Below are 19,577 nucleotides of genomic sequence, written 5' to 3' on the forward strand. Positions count from 1 at the left end.
CTAATTTTTGATTAAGTAAAGGGAGGGACTACAACAATGGGAGAACATAAGAATTTGAACAAGGTGCTTGTGATTGGTTCTGGACCAATTGTAATCGGCCAGGCAGCTGAATTCGACTATGCCGGTACACAAGCATGTTTAGCTTTAAAAGAAGAAGGAATAGAAGTTGTTCTCGTCAATAATAATCCAGCAACAATCATGACAGACACGAGTGTTGCGGATTATGTCTATATGGAGCCACTTGATATTCCTGCTTTAGAGAAAATTATTGCAAAAGAAAGACCAGATGGGATGATCGGCAGCTTAGGTGGGCAAACAGCTTTAAATTTAACGATCAAACTAGATGAACAAGGTATTTTAGAAAAATATAATGTCGAGCTGCTTGGCACTTCTGTTTCGGCTATTCAAAATGGTGAAGACAGGGATAAATTCCGTCAGCTGATGATTGCAATCGAAGAGCCGATTGCCGAATCAAAGGTTGTAGAATCAATTCAGGATGGATTGACATTTATTGAAGAAATTGGCTATCCAGTTATTCTTCGTCCTGCTTACACATTAGGTGGGGAAGGTGGTGGATTTGCCTATAATGAGGAAGAGTTTATCAATTTACTAGATAATGCAATTCAGTTGAGTCCGATTCACCAAGTTTTAGTTGAAAAAAGTATTAAAGGATGGAAGGAAATCGAATTTGAAGTGATTCGCGATGCGGCTGATACATGTGTGATTGTTTGCGATATGGAAAATGTGGATTCTGTTGGTGTCCACACAGGCGATTCGATTGTCGTTGCCCCCTCTCAAACCTTATCAGATGAACAATATCAGTTATTACGCGCTGCCTCGCTTAAAGTAATTCGAGCGTTAGAAATCGTTGGTGGATGTAATATTCAATTTGCATTACACCCAGAAACAAATGATTATTGTATTATTGAAGTGAATCCAAGGGTAAGCCGTTCCTCGGCACTAGCATCCAAAGCAACTGGATATCCGATTGCCCGGATTACAGCGAAATGTGCAATCGGCCATTATCTTCATGATATGATAAATCCAATTTCAGGGGAAACGTATGCAACCTTCGAACCAAAATTAGACTATGTTGTCGTTAAACTTCCACGATTCCCATTCGACAAATTTACAGAAGCAGACCGGACGCTAGGTACACAAATGAAAGCGACTGGGGAAGTCATGGCGATGGATCTTACCTTTGCAGGGGCATTAAACAAAGCGATTCGATCCTTGGAAATGAATGTTACAAGTTTAAGCTGGCCAGGGATGACGGAGCTAACATCAGCAGCAATTATTGAGCTTTTAAAGAAACCTAATGATTTGCGGCTGTTTGCGATTGGCGAAGCATTTAATCGGGATATGAATATGGAAGAAATACAGCGCTACACGGAAATAGACGCTTGGTTTTTAGAAAAGATAGCAGGAATTATTGCTTGTGAAAAGTCTCTGCAGCAGCTTGATTGGCCAGCTGTTTCTAAAGAAAAGCTATTGGAAGCGAAAAGTTTAAATATTAGTGATGAGCGGATATCGGCTTTGATTGGGACGACGGCGAGCAATTTGCGGAAATATTATAAAGAAATAGAGTTGAATCCTGTATATAAGGAAGTAAAATCAGGTGTAAGCGGAACGGATACGATTCATTCCTACTATTATTCAACATGGCAGGGAGAAAGTGAAATACAAGTAGAGCCTGCACGTCCAAAAATACTTGTTCTCGGGTCTGGACCTATCCGCATTGGCCAAGGAATTGAGTTTGATTATTGCTCGGTCCACGCTGCCCAAACAGTGAAAAAGCTAGGGTATGAGGCTGTAATTATTAACAATAATCCAGAAACAGTCAGTACAGATTATAATATTGCGGATCATTTATACTTTGAACCATTAGCAATTGAAGATGTGCTCAATGTTATTGAAAAGGAAAAGGTTGCTGGTGTGCTCATTCAATTCGGCGGACAAACTGCAATTAATTTAGCAAATGATTTAAAAACGGAAGGAATTCATATTTATGGAACCACGCCAGAACAGATTGATCAAATGGAGGATAGAGAACAGTTTTATGAAGTGCTGGAGAAGTTAGAAATCCCTCATATTAATGGAAGAATTGTTCATAATCCGGAAGAACTGACTACTTCAATTAAGGAATTAGGATTTCCTGTACTCATTCGCCCATCCTATGTAATTGGTGGACAGTCGATGTTCATCTGTAATAAGGAAGAAGAATTAAGAAGCTATGTGCAGCGAATTCAAAAAGATACATTTAATCATTGCTGGCCATTATTGATCGATTCATATCTGCCAGGCTTAGAGTGCGAAATGGATGTAATTAGTGATGGCACTAATATTGTCATTCCTGGAATAATGGAGCATATTGAAAGAGCTGGTGTCCATTCGGGAGATAGTATCAGCGTATTTCCCCCAATTACGATTACAGAGCAGATGAAGGAGCAAATGGTCGAGATGGCATCTAAGATTAGCGGTGCAGTGCCAATTGTCGGCATAATGAACATTCAATTTGTCATCCATCAAGATATCATTTATGTTCTCGAGGTAAATCCTCGTTCATCAAGAACTGTTCCTCTTATGAGTAAAGTTACTGGTATTCCAATTATAGAATGGGCAGTTAAGACCCAGCTTGGTACACCAATAAGTGAAATTACTGCGGATAGAGATTTATTACCAGAACCAAATTACGTAACAATCAAAGCACCAATTTTCTCAGCGAGTAAATTAAAGGGTGTTGACCATGTCCTAGGGCCTGAAATGAAATCAACCGGAGAAATAATAGGATTAGGATGGACAAAAAATCAAGCGTTGAAAAAGGTAGCCTCGTATATTGGTATTATTAAGGAAAACAGAAATGAGCCTATTCAATTATTCGTCTCGATTTCAGACCGGATGAAACAAGCTAGTCTTGAGCTGCTTCGTGAATTTGTCAAACTCGGATCCAATATCACTGCAACAGAAGGGACTGCAGGATTTTTAGCGGAAAATGGAATTCATACGAGTACAATGCTGAAAAATAAAGCAGATTTACAGCACCATTGGCAGGAGAAAGCTCCTGATATTGTATTGAATATTCCTAACCAAGGCAGGGAAAAAGAAAAAATCGGGTTCTATATACGCGAGTTGTCAGTCAGATACCAAACTCCATACTTTACTAGTTTAGAAACATTACAAGCGATGATGGACTGCCAGCTAAATAATGTAGATGAAGTTCCTTTGTCAATCCAAGAATATCTAAGCCAAGTTACTGTGAAAAGCTAATAAAATGGATGTAAAAAAGCGAGGGTGAAGCCCCTCGCTTTTTAATATCGGGAAACTGGATTCTATCCCCAGTCCATTTTGACTGGCTATAAATATTTATTAAACCAGCGACAGATTTGCTCTAATCTTGCAATTCTCATGTTTGGATCACCACTCCGGCTCAACTCGTGATCTGCTCCAGGGAAGCGAACGAATTCCACATCTTTTCGTAAATGCTTTAAGGCGATAAATAACTGTTCACCTTGTTCAATTGGGCAACGATAATCCAATTCTCCATGCAAAATTAATAGCGGAGTTTCCACTTTGTCAGCAAATTTCAAAGGAGAAAAGTCCCATAATTTTGCAGGATTTTCTAATAAATCATAGCCGAGCTCCCATTTCGTAAAAAAGTAGCCAATATCACTTACGCCATAAAAGCTCAACCAATTAGAAATAGAGCGCTGTGTTACGGCTGCTTTAAATCGATCTGTATGACCAACAATCCAGTTTGTCATAAAGCCACCATAACTCCCACCTGTGACACCGAGTCGATTTTCATTAATATAAGGATAATGATCCAGTACATAATCGACTGCATCCATTAAGTCTTCATAGTCACGTCCACCATAGTCCGATCGGACAGCATCAACAAATTTTTGTCCATAACCATGACTTCCCCGAGGATTTGTATACAGCACGACATAACCCTTTGCTGCAAGTAATTGAAGCTCATGGAAAAATGTCTGCCCATACATGGCATGTGGACCACCGTGCACTTCCAAAATTAACGGGTATTTCTTGTTCTCGTCAAATTCGTATGGTTTGAGAATCCAGCCTTGAATTTTCCATCCATCTTTAGTAGGTATCGTAATGGTTTCTGGATCCGTGACTGCAACTTCTTCGAGAAATGCTGCATTCGCATTGGTCAATCTAGTTAAATCTAAGTCCTTTCCTAGTTTATAGAAGTTACAAGGATTTGTAGGCGTACTAATACCTAAAATGAATGATTCGGAGTTCCTATCATAAGAAAATCCAAACACATGATTATCATTTTTATAAAGTACGGTTAACTCATGTTCGAGTGTAACTAGATAAAGTCCAGTTGCACCAAAGTCGGTAGCGAGAAAGAACAGTTTGTCCTCATTTTTGGACCAGATCGGACCATTAGTTGATTTACCTAATCTTGTATCACCGGCCATTGCATCTCCAAGTTCGATATCCCATGAATCACTAAGACATGTCCGTTCACCAGTTGCAATATCAAAAACAAAGATTTCACTTAGTGTGGCACCATCATATTGATACTCATGACCAAAACTGGATATTTTATTTCCGCTTGGAGAGAATCTGGCATTGTAGTATATTCCTTTACTATCTGTTAATTTCGATAGCTTTTTAGTAGAAATATTGAAAAGGAATAAATCAATTGTATTTTCATAGTCAGCACCGGGATTTAAGTTTGCAGTAAAAAGTAACTTTTCCCCATCAGGTGAAATATCTTGGAGACGATGGTCTTCGTCAGCGGTAGTGAGTTGTGTATACAATTCTTTCTCGATATCAAGAAGGATTATTTGGGTACGTTTATCATCATGAAATCCTTTTCCGTTTGATTTATATTGCAGACGATTGACGAAAAGCGGTTCATTCCTTTTCTTCTCAAGCTCTTGTTGTTGTTCTTCTTTTGACAGCTCCTTTTGATTCTGAATATCATCATCTTTTTCAAGTAAAGCACTAAAGAGAATTTGCTTCCCATCTTTCGACCATATTGGGTTACTCGCTCCATATTTAAATGTTGTAAGCTGCCGTGCTTCACCGCCATCAGTATGAATGAGCCAAAGCTGGGATAGTCCGCTGCGATTGGATTGGAACACAGCGGTTTTCCCATCTGGAGAAAATGTTAAGTTACTGTTTCTATGATGACCAAATGTCCATTGCTTCCTATTTGTTTCATTTACATTTTGAAAAAATAAATTAGCCTCATATTCATTATTTTCATTAATAATCGTTGATACATATGTATACGCTTTCCCGTCTGGAGTGAAATGTGGGTCACTAAATACTTCTAGTCTAGTTAAATCCTCTGCTTTCATTGGCCGTCTACTATTCGTCATTTAAATCCCCCTAACAATCAGAACTTTACATTATTCTAAACTGTTTCGACTCTCGAATCAATTTATTTGCAAATATGAAAATAGAGCAGCATATTCTTTCTAATTCTTTAATTGCATTAAGAATTGCTCTAATTGACTTGGAGAATGAAAGATTAGGATGGTTTTGTCCTGAAACTGATTTAGCTTCTGATAGATTAAAGGAGTTTGATTCTGATTAAATCGCATTACCCAGTTGAAAAACTCCCAATCTATTTTTTCAGGACAATCCTTGCCCATATCAGTTCTTGTTTTATTATGGTACTGGATTCTTCGCTTAATTATTCCATATAAGTAGCGAATGGTTCGATAATGCAGGAGAATTATTGTATCTGCTGGATGTAACCGAGAATCAATCGTCGCACTGTAATTCCCATCAATTATCCATCGCTCTTTTTCTAAGATTTTGCTTTGTTTTGTTATAAAGCTTTCTCTGTCAAGGGGTTGCCAGCCAGGTTGCCAGTGAATTGCATCGAGATGATAAACAGGGATATTCAGTATTGATCCCAGATTTTTTGCTAATGTAGATTTTCCTGCACCACTGCCGCCAAGTATTAAAATTTTTCTCATAGTCAGTGACCTTCCATTCCGTCAATTTTAGAAAACTAAGGTTTAATCAAGCTTTTCGGTGACGGCCTTAGTTGCCATATTGTGTACTTTCTTAACAACCAAAAAAGAGTGACTCTTTTTTCAGAATCACTCTTTTAATTTTCAAGTTGTTTGTGTTACTTCATTTTCGTTAATTAGGGCGTCTTTTTCATATGCAGCTTGTAACAGCTTTGTTACTTTTCCGGGTTTTCCATTGCTGATTTGTGTATTATCGACTTTCACAATTGGCATGATTTCCGAAGTACTGCTTGATAAAAAGAGTTCATCAGCCATTCCAATATCTTCAACTGTGAATCCATCCTCATGGAAGGGGATATTAAGTTCGCGGGCAAATCTTTCAATCGCCATTCTAACACAGCCATACAAGATATTATTTGTTGTTGGATGCGTATAAATTTCACCATCTTTAACGAGGTAAACATTTGAAGAACTACATTCTGTGACTAATCCGTCCTTGTGTAAAATTGCTTCGTAGCAGCCGTTTTCCTTCGCTGCTTGCTTGGCTAATACATTTGGTAGGAGATTTAAACTCTTAATATAGCAATTTTCCCAGCGAATATCTCGTTCGGTAATTGCGTTAACACCATTTCTCAGATTTTCTAACTTTCTTGGCAAGTCTTCGATATACGCATAGATATTGGGTAGTACATCAATGGGGAAGACATGATCCCTTGGTGCAGAACCTCTTGTTACTTGCATATAAACTTTACCATTTGTTTTCATTTTATTTTTATCTAATAATTGGAGTAATAGGTTAGATAGCTCATCCTTTGAAAAAGGCAGATTGATTTTTATTGCAGCTGCTGAGCGAAATAATCGATCGACATGTTCCTCAAACAGATAATATTTTCCATTGTAAATTCGTATTACTTCATAAATTCCATCACCAAATTGTAAACCTCTTTCCTCGAAAGGATAGGATAAATGGTCTTGATGGATAAATTTTGACTGTGTCATAATTATTGGATAAACAGACATGCATGAACACCCTCCTTAAAAACCGTAAGTATAGTTTATCTTGATTACTTAATATTGTAAATGATTAGTTTATCTCGATTAATCTGTTAGTTCATTCTTTATTTCCTGTGTGAAAGTAACTTTCAAAGTGGTTCATTCCTATGTTTATTGCTAATTAGATATAAACTGCGAACTACTTGCGATGTGGGCTACTCTCAGGCCAGTCGCTCCAGAAATACACTTCGCGCACCTTAGGGGAGCTGGTGAGCCTACTCGCGCTATCGCACTTCGTAGTCTCACCTAGGCTCTTCTTCCCGCAGGAGTCTTCGTGTATTTCTTCCGCTGGGGATAGTGTAGAAACTAGATATGGCAACCCTACTAATGATCTAATTGAATTAGCACAAGGAATGGAGACTCTTGTAAAGCAAAAAAATTTCTAGTTAATACTTTATATCAACTATTACCTAGCTATAAATAAGAGTAATACTTTTTGCTGTATAAGTGACAACTTAGTTTCTCAATATAAGCAACTAGTTTATAGATAAGAGCCTACTATTAATTTTTTTAAAAAGACTCTTGATTTCAAGATATTAATCTGTTATACTATTTCTTGTCATCAAATTTACAACGTTATTTTAATCAAATATGATGCGGGTGTAGTTTAGTGGTAAAACCTCAGCCTTCCAAGCTGATGATGAGGGTTCGATTCCCTTCACCCGCTCCATACATATGTCTTAACGCAGTATTTCGTACTTAGTCTACGAAGTGTTGCGTTTTTATTATTTCCTATTATTATATGCATATGCTAGGTTAATGTTATAAATTAAAGGTAAAAATACTATAGATAACTTGGCTGGAAGGAGAGGATCATCATGCGTACCGCAGAGCTTAAACAGGAGTTAATCGATTATTCAAAGAAAATCGGAATTGACAAAATCGGTTTTACAACTGCAGATGTATTTGGTGAGCTACGAGAACGGTTAAGACGTCAGCAAGAATTAAACTATCAATCAGGATTTGAAAAAGGTTCAATAGAAGAAAGAACAGAGCCGGTACGATTGCTTCCTGAGGCGCAGTCCATTATATCAATTGCGATCGCCTACCCTTCCAGAATGAAAGATGCACCGAGAAGTACTAAGGAAGAGCGCCGTGGTATCTTCGCGAGGGCTTCTTGGGGAATCGATTATCATGTTGTCATGAAGGAGCGATTGGAGAAACTTGCAGCTTTCATAATGGAAAAGATTCCAGATGCAAAAAATAAAGTAATGGTTGATACTGGCGAGCTATCTGATAGGGCGGTTGCAGAACGCGCCGGTATTGGTTTTAGTGGAAAAAACACATCAATCATAACGCCTGAATTTGGATCGTTTGTCTATCTGGGTGAGTTGATTACTAATATCCCGTTTATACCTGATGATCCAATTGAGGATAGTTGCGGAGAATGTACGAAGTGTATGGATGCTTGCCCAACAGGAGCACTAATTCAAGGTGGACAACTGAATGCGCAGCGCTGCATTGCCTTCCTTACCCAAACAAAGGATTTTCTTCCTGATGAATTCCGTACAAAAATTGGTAACCGTGTTTATGGCTGTGACACGTGTCAGCAGGTATGTCCGCGCAATAAAGGGATAGATTTTCATACAACACCGGAATTTGAACCAGAGCATGATATTGCAAAGCCAAGACTGAGACCAATGTTAAAAATGTCCAATCGAGAGTTCAAGGAGACTTTTGGCCATATTTCGGGATCATGGCGTGGGAAAAAGCCACTTCAAAGAAATGCATTAATTGGGCTCGGTCATTATAAAGATAAAACTGCGGTTAAAGAAATGATAACTGTGATGCAGGATGATCCGAGACCTGTTATTCGTGGAACGGCCGCATGGTCGCTTGGGAAAATCGGAACGGATGAAGCTTTCGAAGCAATTCAAGCAGCACTCGAAACTGAGCAGGACGAACAAGTATTATTTGAAATGAGAAAAGGTTTAGATTTTAAAGAAGGACAAGAAATGATGAAAAAATAGAACTTAGGTCAAGCATCCCCTCCATATACTTGATATGGAGGGGATTTTTCATGGAAAAAATAAAAGCCTTTTGGCTGAATTTCTTTAGTCAGGAAGCGAATGAGGATAATTGGTGGAAGCGAAAGAAAGCATTATGGGAAGAAAGAGGGGCAGAGATTGTTCGCATCGAGGGGAAGGGAAGAATATTTCGAAAGCTAAGCTTTGATCATAAGCATCAAGAACAATATCTGCTTCATCTTACTTATTTAATTAAACAGGATAACCATTTTCATATGGAGGAACAGGTGATTCCATATCAATTTACTACCGATTGGAGAAATCAATTAATAGAACATAACAAAATAGAAGAGAAAGAAGCAGAAAAAGGGCAGAGCAGTTTTTCAGAGATGCAAATAGAAGTAAATAATGCGCGTTTTTCATATGATCGCCTAGCAGCAGTTAAGTACGCAGAGCGCTGGTGGAATGACTATAATCCCAAGTATCATAAATTTACGGTTGACTGTACGAATTTCATCTCACAATGTTTATTTGCTGGTGGGGTGCCAATGCATGGTGCAAGAGTTAGGGGGCGTGGTTGGTGGTATGGTGGGGATAGCTGGAGCTATAGCTGGGCCGTTGCTCATTCCTTAAGGTGGTATTTGAGTGGATCTGCAGAAAGAATGCAGGCAAAAGAAATGATGCGTGCAGAGGAACTAATCCCAGGAGATGTTATTTGCTATGACTTTGAAGGCGATGGGCATTGGAATCATAATACGATTGTTGTAGCAAAAGATGCTTTCGGGATGCCGTTAGTGAATGCACATACCGATAATAGCAGGCATCGTTATTGGTCGTACGAGGATTCTACTGCGTGGACACCGAATATCCAATATAAATTTTTTAGGATTGGTGGGGAGTAGTGATATAATAATAGTTGAATTGATATTGGTTAGGAGAATGAATAAAAGTGAGTTTACATGTCGTATTATATCAACCAGAGATTCCAGCTAATACTGGTAACATTGGGAGAACTTGTCTAGCAACTGATACTACTTTACACTTAATCCATCCACTTGGTTTTTCGACTGATGATAAAATGCTTCGTCGGGCTGGATTGGATTATTGGAAAAATGTAGATGTTAAGGAATATGCTTCAATTCAGGAGTTATATCAACTCTATCCAAACGGTGAATTCTATTATATAGAAAATTTTGGTACAAAGCATTATACTGATTATGATTTTAGTAATCAGGAGCGGGATATATTTTTTGTGTTCGGTAAGGAAACAACAGGGATACCGAAAGATTTATTAATTGGGAAAGAGGATAAATGTCTCAGGATTCATATGAATGATAAAGTCCGATCGCTTAATCTGTCGAATACCGCCGCAATCATTCTATACGAAGCACTTCGCCAACAAGGATTCCCTACCCTTCGTTAAATAGAAGGCTCCTTTTGGAAGATGTTGCTTCTATACAAGACTAGGATGAGGATTAGCAGTATTTATCAGTATAAGTACAACATTGATTTCTGCTCCGGACAGCAGCGAACCTTAGGACAATACGATATGCCACGTAGTCATACTAAGTTTATCGCAGCCCAATACAAAGGCCACCAAGCTAGTTTATACAAGCTTGGTGGCCTTTTGGTCATTAATGATGATAGTGTAGTCTAACTTTATTGATTTTTCTTAGGAACCCCTGGTTTTGCTTCATAGCCGGAAGTAAAATCTGCAATGATAAATGTAATAATAACGCCAAATATTAACGCTAGTTTCATCCGTAAGTCCTCCCTATAAATTGATATGTATTAAAGCATTTTGATTAGAATACTTGGTGGTTGCCAAGCCTTCGGTGACTAACTCAGTTGAACTTATGTAGTAAGTATGTTAATACCTTCTTAACTACAATAATACCCTCATTATAACGAATAATATAGTTAAAGTGAATAAATAAATATGAAAATAGCTATTGAATTTAGAATTGGGGAAATATAGGAAAATTAGAATAATTCTTTTCTTATACAAATATTGAACACAATCTGAAAATAAGGTATATTAGTAGTTGTAAGGGCAGTTTATAGGATTTATGTAAATATTAACCGTTTACATAACGGGAAATGACTTTATGGAGGTAGACATCGTGGTAGTAGAATTTGGAGAATCTACTGAAAGATTCTGGGAACAGTTTTATGGACAGAACAAGGGGTATATTGAACAACAATACGATTTATACAGACAGAATCCAGATGCTGTTGAGGCTTCAATCAAAGAAATATTTGATACATATGGTGCACCTGAATGGATGAATCAAAACCATATTGTCCAAAATACTTCCGAAACAGTTAACACATTCACAATAAATAATGTAAAAAAGCTTACCTCAGCATTGAAACTTGTTGAGGCTATTCGACGTTTCGGTCATCTGGATGCAGATATTTATCCAGTTGGTGAGTATAAGGAGACGGGTGAAACAAAAGCAATTGATCCTGCAAATTATGGATTAACAGAGAGCGACTTAAAGAGTATTCCAGCAACATGGCTTTGGGAGAAAGCACCAAGTGAAGTTGAGAATGGCCTAGATGTTGTTAACACATTGAAGAAATATTATACAGGTACAATTACCTTTGAATATGACCATGTGAATAATGATGAAGAACGTGCATGGTTATTTGAATTAATTGAATCAGGAAAAGCACGGCTAGAGTTGTCACCTGATGTTCGAAAACGAATTTTAGAGCGTTTAGTGCATGTCGAAGGATTTGAAACCTTTTTACAAAAAACCTTTGTCGGACAGAAGCGATTTTCAATTCAAGGGCTAGAAGTTATGGTGCCAATGCTTGATCAAATCGTGAACGATGCGATTACTGACAAAGTGGAAAATATCATGATGGGGATGGCTCATCGTGGTCGTTTAGCAGTACTTGCACATGTTTTAGGAAAGCCGTACGATCGAATCTTTTCCGAATTCCATAGTTCACCGAACAAAGAATTAATTCCTTCAGAAGGGTCAAGAGGTATTAATTATGGATGGACCGGAGATGTGAAATATCACTTTGGTGCTAAACGAGAAGTGAAGGAAGGCGATGAGACTACAAGAATTACCCTTGCACATAATCCATCCCATTTGGAGTTTGTTAATCCAGTTGTTGAAGGATTTACACGGGCTGCTCAAGACGATCGCTCACAAAGAGGGAATCCTGTAAGAGATGTCAATAAAGCATTTTGTGTAGTAATTCACGGGGATGCTGCATTTATTGGTGAGGGTGTTGTTGCAGAGACACTCAATCTCAGCGGTTTACCAGGTTACAATACTGGAGGAACCGTTCATATTATCGCGAATAATCTTTTAGGGTATACGACAGACCGGGAGGATGGTCGTTCTACTCGTTATGCGAGTGACTTGGCAAAAGGATTTGAAATCCCAATTATTCGTGTGAATGCTGATGATCCTATTTCCTGTATTTCAGCAATCAAGATTGCGTATGAATACCGGAAAAAATTCAATAAAGACTTTCTTATTGATCTAGTTGGATATCGTCGCTTTGGTCATAATGAAATGGATGAACCAAGAACTACTCAGCCTAAGTTATATCAAGAAATCGATAATCATCCACCCGTGACGAAGGTATTTGCCACAGCGCTTGAGGAAAGAAATATAATCAACACGAATCATTTACAGGAATTAGAGGAAAGTGTAGAAAATGAATTACGTCATATCTATACGAGTATGAAGGAAAATGAGACGGTTGAAACAGAAGTTTTAAATATGCCGAAAGAGTTATTAAGCGATCTTGATATATACGAAACGGCAATTGATTTAGAATCATTAAAGGATTTAAATGAAGGTTTATTGAAACGACCTGAAGGCTTCAATGGATTCAAAAAAACAGAAAAAATCTTAAAACGTCGTGAAGCTGCGTTTGACGAAGGGAATAAAGCGGACTGGGGAACAGGAGAAGCATTAGCATATGCATCGATTATAAAAGATGGCATCCCAATCCGGTTCACCGGTCAAGATTCAGAACGTGGTACGTTTGCGCATCGCCACGCTGTGCTGAATGATACGATAACAGGTCAAAAATATGTACCACTTCATGGGCTGGATGAAGCAAAAGCATCATTTGAAATTCGTAACAGTCCTTTATCAGAAGTAGCGGTGCTAGGCTTTGAATATGGCTATAGTATTCAATCACCAGAAACTCTCGTGATTTGGGAAGCACAATTTGGTGATTTCGCCAACGTTGCGCAAATCATTTTTGATCAATTTATTGGTGCAGCAAGAGCAAAGTGGGGAGATAAATCCAACTTGATTGTTCTTTTACCACATGGCTATGAGGGTCAAGGGCCAGAGCATTCCAGTGCAAGATTAGAAAGATATTTACAAATGGCTGCAGAGAATAATTTAATCATTGCTTATCCATCATCATCTGCCCAATTCTTCCACTTGATTCGCAGACAGGCGGCAATGGGCGGCCATGATGAAGCAAGACCATTGATTGTAATGACGCCGAAGAGTAGTTTAATTAGGAATACTCGGGTTTCTTCAGCTGCAGAAGAATTTACAGATGGAAAATTTGAACCATTAAAGAATCAGCCAAACTTAGAAATTAATAAGGATAGCGCAAAAAGGTTATTAATTGGCAGTGGTAAAGTAATGGTTGAAATTGAAGAAGTAATTGAAAACTCAGGAGAAAATTATGATTGGTTACGTGCATTACGTCTTGAACAAATTTACCCGTTTCCAAAAGATGAATTAGAAAAGGTACTTAAAGAATTGCCAAATATAGAAGAAATCGTTTGGGTACAAGAAGAACCGAAGAATATGGGTGCATGGGATTTTGTGGATGATTATTTACAGGAGCTTATAACAGATGGTCAAAAATTGCGTTATATTGGGCGTCCAGACCGATCTGCTCCAGCTACGGGTTTACCAAATGTCCATAAATTTGAACAAAATCTAATAATACAACAAGCAATCAAGTTTTCAGAAGGGGGAAATTCAAGTGCAGGAAATTAAAATACCAGAACTCGCAGAATCTATCACAGAAGGTACAATTGCAGAATGGTTAGTTCAAAAGGGAGATAAAATTGAGAAAGGTGACGCAATCGTTGAACTAGAAACGGATAAAGTTAACGTAGAAGTTAATTCTGATTTTACAGGCATCATCACAGAAATTATCCAGGGAGAAGGCGAGGATGTTCAAGTCGGTGATGTAATTGCCAAGCTTGATGAAAACGTAACATCTGGAAGCGTAGCAGCATCAGATAAAGAAGTAGAAACAGCTAAAGAAGAAGTAAAAGAATCCCCTGCAACTGAGGCAAAAGAAGAAAAAGTAAATACAGCTGAAAAACAAGAAGATAGTGGGAATAAAGGGGATATTATCGCCACACCAGCAGCAAGAAAACGCGCACGTGAGCTAAATATTGATTTAAGTGCAATTAGCCCACGTGATCCACTAGGTCGCGTGCGACCTGACGATGTAGAAGCACACGCTTCAGCTGCAAATAATAAAAAAGAAACGAAGCAAGTTAAAAAAGAAGAAACAGGTAATCCAGAACGTACAGAATTTGAAAAGCCTGTAGAACGTGTAAAAATGACACGCAGACGTCAAACAATCGCGAAGAACCTAGTAAATGTACAACAACAGGCTGCAATGCTGACAACATTTAATGAAGTAGATATGTCAGCAATTATGAAGCTGCGCAGTGAAAGAAAAGAGAATTTCATCAAAAAACATGGTGTGAAGCTTGGATTTATGTCCTTCTTTACAAAAGCAGTTGTTGGTGCGCTGAAAGAATTCCCACTACTTAATGCGGAAATTCAAGGAAATGAACTTGTCATCAAGAAATTCTATGATATTGGGATTGCAGTATCAACGGATGATGGTTTAGTTGTCCCAGTAGTTCGTGATGCAGATCGGCTTACATTCGCTGGGGTAGAGAAAGAAATCGCTAACCTCGGTGAAAAGGCTCGTGATAATAAACTTGCATTAGGTGATTTACAAGGTGGATCATTTACGATTACGAATGGTGGTACATTCGGATCAATGATGTCTACCCCAATTCTAAATGCACCACAGGTTGGTATTCTTGGAATGCATAATATTGTCAAACGTGCAGTTGTCATGCCAGATGATTCCATCGAAGTTCGCCCGATGATGTATTTGGCAGTGTCCTATGACCATCGAATTGTTGATGGAAAAGAAGCGGTTAGTTTCTTGGTACGAATCAAACAAATGTTAGAAGATCCTACTGATTTATTATTAGAAGGTTAATAATTAGAAAAATGATAGAACCTCAATTTGCTAGATTAAGATTGAGGTTCTATTTTTATTGCAAAATTATTTTCCTGATTTAACTATTCGTTCATTGCAAAACAGAAGAAAAACGAATAATATAGATAAGGTTGATTATTTAAATTCGGAAAGTATGGTGTTTAGTGTGAAAGGATTCTTTAAATTAAGAGAAAATAATACGAATATCCAAACAGAATTGTTAGCGGGGCTAACTACATTTATGACAATGGTTTACATCGTCTTCGTTAACCCAGCAATATTATCAAGTGCTGGGATACCATTTGATCAAGTATTTATGGCCACTGTGATATCGGCTGTTGTTGGAACATTAATGATGGGACTATTTGCTAATTATCCGATCGCGATTGCTCCGGGAATGGGATTAAATGCATATTTTGCTAGTGTAGTCGCTACACAGGGTATTTCGTATCAGGTCGTTTTAGGAGCGGTATTCCTAGCTGGGATAATATTTTTATTGTTAAGCTTTACTAAACTACGAGAAGTATTAATACAATCGATTCCTGCTTCACTTAAATACGGCATTACTGCTGGAATTGGCTTATTCATTGCCTTTGTTGGTTTGAGAAATTCAGGATTAATCATACCTAATAGTGCGAATATTATAGGGTTAGGCAATATTACTGACCCAATGATAGTCCTAACAATTGTAGGACTTTTTATTACATTGATTCTTTATGTTCTAAATATAAAAGGGGCATTATTCTTCGGTATGCTACTAACAGCAATTATTGCCTTGTTTACGGGGCAGCTGAACTTTGAAGGAATTGTCTCATCACCACCCACACCTGTTTTCTTTGATATGGATATCACCGGTGTATTCACAAATGGACTCTATACGGTTATTATTGCCTTTTTATTAGTCACTTTATTTGATACCACTGGAACAATGATTGGTGTTGCCGAGCAAGCAGGATATATGAAGGATGGTAAAATGCCACGTGCAAAACAGGCGCTTTTAGCTGATGCCACAGCAACTACGGTAGGTTCAATGTTTGGTACAAGTCCTTCCACTGCATATATCGAATCAACATCAGGTGTTGGAGCAGGCGGGAGAACGGGTTTAACATCTATTGTCGTAGCTGTTCTGTTCGGGGTGTCGATTTTCTTTACGCCAATCATTAGTGCGGTTGCCAATGTGCCGGCAATAACAGCCCCGGTTCTAATCATAGTCGGTAGTTTTATGATGCAGGGTCTAGCTAAAATTAATTGGAAATCGTTTGATGAAGCATTTCCAGCTTTTATCGTGATTCTATTGATGCCACTTACTTCTAGTATTGCAACCGGAATATCAGTTGGGTTTATCACGTACCCAATCTTAAAATTAGTATCTGGAAAAGGTAAGGAAGTGCACTGGATATTGTATGTTTTTGCTGTCATCTTTATCATTCAAATGATTTTCTTTCCGATGAGTTAACATTACGATAGCACAAATGGTAAGAGTCGAATTTACTCACTTGCCATATCATAAGTTATTATCCATTAATGGAGTAAACTTATGATAGAAATTGTAAGAATAGGGTATAGCTAAACTAGATTACATTAACCTAATTTTTATATTAGTTTGAATCATAGGGAGGCTATATGCTTGGGTATTTTACTAGGAGCACTCGCAATAATCGTCACACTAGGTATTTCATATTTATTGTCAAATGACAAGAAGAACGTAAATTTTAAAAGCCTTGGAATTATGCTCGTATTACAGCTGTTAATTACATGGTTTATGTTTTCAACAACGATTGGACAAGCAATTATAAATGGTATTTCTGCTTTATTTAATAAATTAATTGAGTTTGGTAGAGCGGGGATAAACTTTATTCTCGGTGGAATAGAAGTAGGAGAAGGCGGCGTATTCTTCTTCAATGTATTACTATTGATTATCTTTTTTGCAACGTTACTTTCTGTACTAACATATTTAAAGATCCTGCCATTTATTATTAAATATTTAGGCGGAATTGTCTCTAAAGTTACTGGATTACCGAAGATTGAATCCTTTAATGGTGTAAATAGTATTTTCTTTGGTCAGTCAGAAGCATTAATCGCGATTCGATCCCAATTTCATCATTTAACTGCAAACCGATTATTTATCGTAAGTGCGTCGGCAATGAACTCAGTTTCTGCTTCGATTATTGGTTCTTATTTGCAAATGTTACCTGCAAATTATATTTTAGTGGCATTGCCATTAAATATGTTTAGTGCATTAATGGTTTCATCTGTAATTGCTCCAGTTAAAGTACCAAAAGAAGAGGACAAGGTGGACATTAGCGATGTTTCCGACGATAAAAGTCTCTTCGAAGCAATGGGTAATGGTGCACTTGAAGGTGGAAAAATTGCATTAATTGTTGCAGCAATGATTATGGCATTTATTGCATCTCTAGAGTTGGTTAACTGGCTTATTCAGCTAGTATTCGCTGGGGTAACACTTCAGCAAATACTAGGATATATATTTGCACCTATTGGTATTTTGATGGGGATTGCGCCTAGTGAAGTATTGCAGGCTGGTTCTATTATGGGAACTAAACTCGTTACAAATGAGTTTGTTGCAATGCTTGAACTACAGCCATTGCTTGGTACTTTGTCAGAAAAAACGGTTGGGATATTAACAGTATTCTTAACAAGCTTTGCAAACTTCTCTTCGATTGGTATTATGGCAGGAACAGTAAAAGGTATTGATAACGAGAAGGCTGCTATTGTATCAGGATTTGGATTAAAACTCCTAATTAGTGGGATCTTAACATCAATTTTATCTGCTACAGTAGTAGGGCTTTTCCTATAAAATGAAAAAAGCGAGGGGACTCAATTCCCCTCGCTTTTAATTCTTGGCTTATTTTATAATCACCGAAGGCTAAGCCCTGGTTTTCTTATATATCTTCTGTAAATAAAGCAGTCTCCATAGTAAAGCAATTGCACCACAGCTCAATCCAGTAATAATTCCAACCCAATAACCAAATGGCTCTAATGCCGTGTAATTTGCTAGGATCCATCCTGTTGGTAAGCCGATTAACCAATAGGAAACGAGTGCAATAACAAGTGTCATGTTTACATCTTTATAGCCTCTTAATGCACCTTGAATTGGCGCGCCAAAGGCATCTGCTAACTGGTAAAAAGTCGCAAATACTATAAATTCTGTTGTTAGCTGAATCACTTTAGGGTCCGAATTATAAAGTGCAGCAACAGGCTCTTTTAATACAAATAATACTGCACCATTGAGGATTGCAATAAAGATAGAACCACTTATCCCAATGTAGCTATAGGTGCGTGCTTCTTTATAGCGTTTTGCTCCAACTTCAAAGCCAATCACAATTGTCAAAGCCATTCCAACACTTAGGGGAACCATATATAATAAGCTTGCAAAATTCATTGCTGCTTGGTGTGCTGCAATCGTATAAGTGCTATAGACACTCATAAAGATTGTGACAGCGGAGAAGATACTTGTTTCGAAAAACATTGCAAGTCCGATAGGAAGACCAATTTTTAATTGCCCCCACCAAGCCTTTAATTGGGGTTTTGTCCAATTAGAAAATATATTATAGCTCCGAAATGGGTGAAGGTGTTTAATTATTAGCAATGCAATAAAGCAAACAAGCCAATAAGTAATTGCGGTGGCAATACCAGAACCAATCCCACCAAATGCTGGTAAGCCTAGCTTTCCAAAAATAAGAATATAATTAAATACAATATTAATTGGTAAAGAGATTAACATAATAATCATCGAAATTCGGGTTTGGCCAAGTGCATCCATAAAGTTACGAAGGGTATTAAAGATGAAAAGTGGTATAATTCCAGCTCCAAGAGAAATAAGATAGTATTTAGCAACATGGCGAACTTCACTTTCAAGTTCCATCATATTTAATACTGGACTAAGTAGTAAAGCACCAATTATGATAACAATAAGTGCTATTGCAATCGATAAGTAAATACCTTGGTGTATATTTTTTGTGATTTTACTTGTTTCTTTTGCCCCAGTTAATTGCGCAATAATTGGTGTAATCGCTAAAAGGACTCCATTTATTGCTGTAGAAATAGGAATCCATAGACTTGAGCCAATTGCAACGCCGGCTAAATCTATTGCACCAAAACGTCCAGACATAACAGTATCAAAAAACGTCATTAAATTTAAGCTGACTTGTGTAATGAGTATTGGTATTAAAATGGTGATAAATAATTGTATTTTTTGTTTTATCGACGTAGTTTCATACATGATGCTCTTCCTTTTTCTAGTATTTTCTAATAGGATAGAGAGAGTAATCCATTAGCATAAAGAATATTATAACTTGGTAGTTAAAAAAGTTCAAAAACT

12 protein-coding genes and 1 tRNA gene are annotated in these 19,577 nt (G+C 37.6%); 9 read left to right on the plus strand and 4 right to left on the minus strand.

The window, feature by feature from the left end:
- Positions 1-36: 36 nt before the first annotated feature.
- On the plus strand, positions 37-3,267 hold the full coding sequence (gene carB / locus CUC15_RS06885; protein WP_114915947.1) for a carbamoyl-phosphate synthase (glutamine-hydrolyzing) large subunit: 3,231 nt from the start codon (positions 37-39) through the stop codon (positions 3,265-3,267).
- 86 nt (positions 3,268-3,353) lie between these two features.
- Here the strand turns inward: carB and CUC15_RS06890 are convergent, their stop codons facing one another.
- The 3 genes from CUC15_RS06890 to dat all read right to left on the minus strand — a co-directional run bounded on the left by CUC15_RS06890 (position 3,354) and on the right by dat (position 6,980).
- The gene (locus CUC15_RS06890) at positions 3,354-5,357 is read right to left on the minus strand and encodes a S9 family peptidase (RefSeq protein WP_114915948.1); all 2,004 of its coding nucleotides are present in this window, start codon (positions 5,355-5,357) and stop codon (positions 3,354-3,356) included.
- A 99-nt stretch (positions 5,358-5,456) separates the two neighbouring features.
- The gene (locus CUC15_RS06895) at positions 5,457-5,963 is read right to left on the minus strand and encodes a DNA topology modulation protein (protein ID WP_114915949.1); all 507 of its coding nucleotides are present in this window, start codon (positions 5,961-5,963) and stop codon (positions 5,457-5,459) included.
- 141 nt (positions 5,964-6,104) lie between these two features.
- Positions 6,105-6,980, minus strand: coding sequence for a D-amino-acid transaminase (gene dat / locus CUC15_RS06900; RefSeq protein WP_114915950.1), 876 nt, complete (start codon positions 6,978-6,980; stop codon positions 6,105-6,107).
- Between the two features lie 629 nt (positions 6,981-7,609).
- Between dat and CUC15_RS06905 the strand changes: the two genes are divergently transcribed.
- The 8 genes from CUC15_RS06905 to CUC15_RS06945 all read left to right on the plus strand — a co-directional run bounded on the left by CUC15_RS06905 (position 7,610) and on the right by CUC15_RS06945 (position 18,053).
- Positions 7,610-7,683: transfer RNA gene (locus CUC15_RS06905), tRNA-Gly, on the plus strand.
- 148 nt (positions 7,684-7,831) lie between these two features.
- Positions 7,832-8,983 carry a tRNA epoxyqueuosine(34) reductase QueG gene (gene queG / locus CUC15_RS06910; protein WP_114915951.1) on the plus strand — a complete coding sequence of 384 codons (1,152 nt, stop codon included), beginning with the start codon at positions 7,832-7,834 and terminating at the stop codon, positions 8,981-8,983.
- Positions 8,984-9,033: 50 nt separating this feature from the next.
- A complete protein-coding gene (locus CUC15_RS06915) occupies positions 9,034-9,882 on the plus strand; it encodes an amidase domain-containing protein (protein WP_114915952.1) in 849 nt (282 codons plus the stop codon).
- Positions 9,883-9,929: 47 nt separating this feature from the next.
- Positions 9,930-10,403 (plus strand): tRNA (uridine(34)/cytosine(34)/5-carboxymethylaminomethyluridine(34)-2'-O)-methyltransferase TrmL, encoded by a 474-nt coding sequence (trmL, locus tag CUC15_RS06920; RefSeq protein ID WP_114915953.1) that lies wholly within the window; start codon positions 9,930-9,932, stop codon positions 10,401-10,403.
- A 700-nt stretch (positions 10,404-11,103) separates the two neighbouring features.
- A complete protein-coding gene (locus tag CUC15_RS06930; RefSeq protein WP_242985967.1) occupies positions 11,104-13,980 on the plus strand; it encodes a 2-oxoglutarate dehydrogenase E1 component in 2,877 nt (958 codons plus the stop codon).
- Positions 13,967-15,238 carry a 2-oxoglutarate dehydrogenase complex dihydrolipoyllysine-residue succinyltransferase gene (odhB, locus tag CUC15_RS06935; protein ID WP_114915956.1) on the plus strand — a complete coding sequence of 424 codons (1,272 nt, stop codon included), beginning with the start codon at positions 13,967-13,969 and terminating at the stop codon, positions 15,236-15,238. The genes CUC15_RS06930 and odhB overlap by 14 nt, the downstream gene beginning before the upstream one ends.
- A 154-nt stretch (positions 15,239-15,392) precedes the next feature.
- Positions 15,393-16,694 carry an NCS2 family permease gene (locus CUC15_RS06940; protein ID WP_114918403.1) on the plus strand — a complete coding sequence of 434 codons (1,302 nt, stop codon included), beginning with the start codon at positions 15,393-15,395 and terminating at the stop codon, positions 16,692-16,694.
- A gap of 171 nt (positions 16,695-16,865) precedes the next feature.
- Positions 16,866-18,053 (plus strand): NupC/NupG family nucleoside CNT transporter, encoded by a 1,188-nt coding sequence (locus tag CUC15_RS06945; RefSeq protein ID WP_114915957.1) that lies wholly within the window; start codon positions 16,866-16,868, stop codon positions 18,051-18,053.
- A gap of 69 nt (positions 18,054-18,122) precedes the next feature.
- Here the strand turns inward: CUC15_RS06945 and CUC15_RS06950 are convergent, their stop codons facing one another.
- A complete protein-coding gene (locus CUC15_RS06950) occupies positions 18,123-19,478 on the minus strand; it encodes an MATE family efflux transporter (RefSeq protein WP_114915958.1) in 1,356 nt (451 codons plus the stop codon).
- Positions 19,479-19,577: the final 99 nt, after the last annotated feature.

Source organism: Oceanobacillus zhaokaii (assembly GCF_003352005.1).
Taxonomy (GTDB): Bacteria; Bacillota; Bacilli; order Bacillales; family Amphibacillaceae; genus Oceanobacillus; species Oceanobacillus zhaokaii.